Origin of the sequence: Mesorhizobium sp. (genome assembly GCF_004962925.1) — a bacterium.
Lineage (GTDB): Bacteria > Pseudomonadota > Alphaproteobacteria > Rhizobiales > Rhizobiaceae > Mesorhizobium.
Map to the genome: position 1 here is coordinate 1 of NZ_SUEO01000028.1, position 4591 is coordinate 4591.

General features: G+C 64.9%; 5 protein-coding genes. 2 read left to right on the forward strand and 3 right to left on the reverse strand.

Annotated elements, in window-relative coordinates; all coding sequences use genetic code 11:
- The 3 genes from E5W87_RS08865 to E5W87_RS08875 form a co-directional block, all read right to left on the reverse strand.
- On the reverse strand, nucleotides 1-397 hold a 397-nt coding region (locus E5W87_RS08865; RefSeq protein WP_367118806.1), incomplete at its 3' end, for an SIS domain-containing protein.
- Nucleotides 394-1176, reverse strand: a complete 783-nt coding sequence (locus E5W87_RS08870) for a GntR family transcriptional regulator (protein ID WP_292396085.1) — start codon at nucleotides 1174-1176, stop codon at nucleotides 394-396. The genes E5W87_RS08870 and E5W87_RS08865, both read right to left, overlap by 4 nt.
- Nucleotides 1173-2054: an N-acetylglucosamine kinase gene (locus tag E5W87_RS08875; RefSeq protein WP_292396088.1), complete on the reverse strand. Its 882-nt coding sequence runs from the start codon at nucleotides 2052-2054 to the stop codon at nucleotides 1173-1175. The genes E5W87_RS08870 and E5W87_RS08875 overlap by 4 nt, the downstream gene beginning before the upstream one ends.
- A 199-nt stretch (nucleotides 2055-2253) precedes the next feature.
- Between E5W87_RS08875 and E5W87_RS08880 the strand changes: the two genes are divergently transcribed.
- Nucleotides 2254-3210 carry an N-acetylmuramic acid 6-phosphate etherase gene (locus tag E5W87_RS08880; RefSeq protein ID WP_292396094.1) on the forward strand — a complete coding sequence of 319 codons (957 nt, stop codon included), beginning with the start codon at nucleotides 2254-2256 and terminating at the stop codon, nucleotides 3208-3210.
- Between the two features lie 2 nt (nucleotides 3211-3212).
- Nucleotides 3213-4472, forward strand: coding sequence for an ABC transporter substrate-binding protein (locus E5W87_RS08885; protein WP_292396097.1), 1260 nt, complete (start codon nucleotides 3213-3215; stop codon nucleotides 4470-4472).
- The last annotated feature ends 119 nt before the right edge of the window (nucleotides 4473-4591 follow it).

A 4591-nucleotide genomic window follows, 5' to 3' on the forward strand; every position in this document is an offset into this window, starting at 1 on the left:
CGTCGCGGCGACCAAGACCTTCGTCAATTCCGCCGTCGCCGGGCTCGCCTTGATGGCGCACAGCACTGGCGACGACAAGTTGCTGGCAGCACTTGCCCGCTTGCGAGATCGCCAGGCAAGCCGAGCCGGCCAGCTTGAGCTTGGCGCCATAGATCGAGGCGATCGATGGGCCGACCGAAGCGACCGCGAGGCCGGCGGTCAGCTCCACGGCATATTTCATGAAGGTGGCGGCATGGTCGGAGGAACCGCGCGCCACGGTGACGACGAAGTTCGGGTCGCGCTCGCGAATGCCGCGCCCGGCCTCGGTCAGCACGGCGCCCGAACCGTCGAGCAGGCGGGCGGTGGCCTCCGGGATCTCCTCGATCTCGCGCCGCATATGAGTTTTGGTTGCGCTCATGGCCGGCCCTCTTCGCCCGGCCCGCTCAGCCGGAGCTCGGCGACGAAATCATAGGCGTCGCCCCTGTAGATGGAGCGGGTGAATTCGATCACCTTGCCGCTCGCCAGATAGGAAATACGCTCGATGTGCAGCCCGGCAATCCCGGGCGGCACTTCGAGCAGGCGCGCGTCACTGTCGCCGAGATTGGCGGCCGAAATGCGCTGCACCGCTCGCACCGGCCGCAGGCCGGTCGTTTCCAGCGCAGCGTAGAGCGACGAACCGATCGCCGCCGGATCCGGCAGCACGCTGGCCGACAGTGCCGCGCGCTCGATCGCCAGCGGCGTGTCGTTGGCGATGCGCAGGCGCGCCACGCGGGCTACCAGCTCGTTTGACGACAGGCCGAGCACCATCATCTCGTCCGGCGAGGGCGCATAGAGGCCACGGTCGAGCCAGGCCGAACGGACAGCCATGCCGCGCCGCGCCATGTCCTCGGTGAACGAAGTGAGCCGCGACAGCGACTGCTCGACGCGCTCCATGCGCGGCGCGACGAAGGTGCCGGAGCCATGGCGCTGGACGAGAATGCCGCCCTTGACCAGATCCTGCACCGCCTTGCGCACGGTGACCCGCGAAATGTCGGCCTTGCTGGCGATGTCGCGCTCGGAAGGCAGCGCGTCGCCCGGTCCGATCAGGCCGCGATTGACCGCATCCTCGATGCTCTTCCTGAGCTGCAGATAGAGTGGCGCGCCGCTTTGCGAGGACTGCTTCAGCGTGGCGAAAATCTGGTCGGCGGCCTCGCTCATCGCGCCGCCTCCGCCGCTTTGGCGAAGACACGGACCGCCATCTGCACCGCACCGCCCAGCGCATCGTCGAGCGGCGGCTTCAGCAGCGCCCGGTAACGCGCCGACAGGCGCGGCGCGTAAAGCGGCGCCAGCCCACCGAGCAGGCACAGCGGATCGTCGCCACCAAGATCGAGCACGCCAAGTGCTGCCTCGACATCGGCGACCGCCTTATCCAGGATCCAGTTGGCGACGGCGTCGCCTTTTTCGGCATGGTCGAAGACCTTGGGCGCGAAGCCGCCGAAATCACCGGGCTTGGCATTGGTGGTGAACTCGACCAAATCCTCGGGATTGTCACGGAAGATGGCAAGCATGGCCTCAGTCAGCGGCGAGGCTTCGCGGATGCCGTCATAGGCGAGCAGCGTCTGTTCGAGCAGGTCGCGGCCGATGCGGGCGCCGCTGCCCTGGTCGCCGACCTGGAAACCCCAGCCGCCGATTGCCCGCGATTTGCCTTGTCTGCGCGCCATATAGGCGGTGCCGGTGCCGAGGATGGCCATGGCGCCGTCGCCGGAACCGACCGCGCCTTCCAGCGCGATCTCGGCGTCGGTCTCGACACGGCTTTGGCTGAACGGCAGGATAGCTTCGAGCTGCTGCCTGTAGGTGCCGACATTGGCGCCGGCAAGGCCGAGGATGGCCGGGGTCTGTGGAATCAGTTCGGGGTCTTGTCCGGCGGCGACAAAGGCCTGCCGTGCCGCGTCGACGATGTTGGCCCTGGCGCCGGTGAGATCGGTGCGGATATTGGCGGCGCCGCTTTTGGCGCGGCCGACGACGGTGCCGTCCGCTGCCGCAAGGGCCGCCCTGCAGCTGGTGCCGCCGCCATCGATGCCAAGCACGAAATTCACGCGATTTCTCCTCCGGGCGGATAATACCAATAAAGTACCAATAGCCAAGGATTAATTTCCGTTTCAAAAAGATTAAGCGGTATTTTGTTGAAAAATCAACGCATTTTGCCGGCAGACCGATTTGGTTGCAACGAATCCGCTAATGCGTGTGGACAAGTGGTATTTTTTTGGTATTGTTTTCTGGATCGGAGGAAAGCGGATGGCCGAAACGCGCACCGAAGCGCTTCACCAGAATGCCGAGGGGCTGGACATCCAGGCCCCGGACGCCATCCTTTCCTCTTTGGCCAATGCGCAGATAGAGGCCGCCAAGGCGGTGCGCGGCGCCATCCCCGCCATCGCCGATGCAGCCGAGATCGTCGCCGCCCGGCTGAAGAGCGGCGGCAAGCTCGCCTATGCGGCGGCCGGCAGCTCGGGACTGATGGCGCTGGCCGATGCGCTGGAACTGCCAGGCACCTTCGGCATTCAGCGCGACCGCATCGCCATACTGATCGCCGGCGGCGACGATGCCTTCAAGACATTGGCCGGCGGGCCGGAGGACGACACCGGCGAAGCCTCGGCCGCGGTTGCAGCTGCCGGTATCGGCGAAGGCGACTGCCTGATCGCGGTCTCGGCCAGCGGCTCGACACCCTATGCCGTCAGGGCGATCGAGGACGCCAGGCGCCGGGGCGCGGCGACCATCGCCATCGCCAACAACAAGGATGCGCCGCTGCTTCGGCTGGCCGATATCGCCATATTGCTCGAAACGCCGTCTGAGCTGATCGCCGGCTCGACGCGCATGGGCGCCGGCACCGCCCAGAAGATCGCGCTCAACATGCTTTCGACGCTGGCCGCCATCCATCTTGGCCACGTCCATGACGGCTACATGGTCAACCTCATGGCCGACAACATCAAATTGCGCGACCGCGCGGCCCGCATCGTCGCCGCCATCAGCGGGCGCGACAAGGACGATGCGGCGCGCCTGCTCGAGAAGAGCGGCGGCGGCGTCAAGACCGCCATTCTGCTCGCCGCCGGCGCCGCCAGCGCCAATGCGGCCGAGAAGATACTGGAAGGGGCCGGCCAGAAGCTGCGCCCGGCCCTTTCCGTGATTGAGGGGAGCATGGGGCAGAAAGCCTCTGTTCTCAAAACCGAACCTGAAAAAGGTCAACAGGGAGACTGAGCATGACTACGAAACTACTGACGGCACTTCTTCTCGGCACCAGCATTCTCGGCTCAGCCGGAATGGCCTATGCCCAGGACGTAACGCTCAACATCGAAAGCTGGCGCGGCGACGATCTTGCCATCTGGAAGGACAAGCTGATCCCGGCTTTCGAGGCCAAGAATCCGGGCATCAAAGTGGTGTTCGCGCCGTCGGCGCCGACCGAATATGACGCAGCACTCGGCGCCAAGCTCGCCGCCGGCTCGGCGGGCGACCTGATCACCTGCCGCCCCTTCGACAAGTCGCTGGAGCTGTTCAAGAAGGGCAACCTCGCCGACATCTCGACGCTGCCCGGCATGGAGAATTTCTCCGACGTCGCCAAGGCCGCATGGCAGACCGACGACGGCAAGTCGAGCTTCTGCGTGCCGATGGCGTCCGTCATCCACGGCTTCATCTACAACAAGGACGCTTTCGACAAGCTTGGCATCAAGGTGCCGGAGACGCGCGACGAGTTCTTCGCCGCGCTCGACAAGATCAAGGCCGACGGCACCTACATTCCAATGGCGATGGGCACCAAGGACCTCTGGGAAGCCGCGACCATGGGCTACCAGAACATTGGCCCGAACTACTGGAAGGGCGAGGAAGGCCGCGCCGCGCTGATCAAGGGCGAGCAGAAGCTGACCGATCCGCAGTGGGTCGCGCCCTATGCCGAACTTGCCAAGTGGAAGGACTATCTCGGCGACGGTTTCGAGGCGCAGACCTATCCGGACAGCCAGAACCTGTTCACCCTCGGCCGCGCCGCCATCTACCCGGCCGGTTCGTGGGAAATCGGCCTGTTCAACACGCAGGCGCAGTTCAAGATGGGCGCCTTCCCGCCGCCGGTCGAGAAAGCCGGCGACACCTGCTACATCTCCGACCACACCGATATCGGTATGGGTCTGAATGCAGCCTCGAAGAATGCCGATGCGGCCAAGACGTTCCTGACCTGGGTGGCTTCGCCGGATTTCGCCACCATCTACGCCAACGCGCTACCGGGCTTCTTCAGCCTGAACAACACGCCGGTGAAGATGGAAGACCCGCTGGCACAGGAATTCGTCTCCTGGCGCGACAAGTGCAAGTCGACGATCCGCTCGACCTATCAGATCCTGTCGCGCGGCACGCCGAACCTCGAGAACGAGACGTGGGTTGAATCGGCCAACGTCATCAACGGCACCGTCACGCCGGAAGCTGCCGCCAAGAAGCTGCAGGACGGCCTCGACAGCTGGTATAGGGCTGGCAAGTAAGGCTCGGATAAGAAGCAGGGCCGTTGCAAGTGGACGGTTCTGCTTTTTTCGATAGCATCGACTGCAACCGACGCCGCCGCCCCTCATCCGCCTGCCGGCACCTTCTCCCCGTATAGTGA

Coding starts and splice junctions, on each gene's coding strand:
- E5W87_RS08870 (WP_292396085.1), bottom strand. CDS start 1,176: ATGAGCGAGGCCGCCGACCAGATTTTCGCCACGCTGAAGCAGTCCTCG.
- E5W87_RS08880 (WP_292396094.1), top strand. CDS start 2,254: ATGGCCGAAACGCGCACCGAAGCGCTTCACCAGAATGCCGAGGGGCTG.
- E5W87_RS08885 (WP_292396097.1), top strand. CDS start 3,213: ATGACTACGAAACTACTGACGGCACTTCTTCTCGGCACCAGCATTCTC.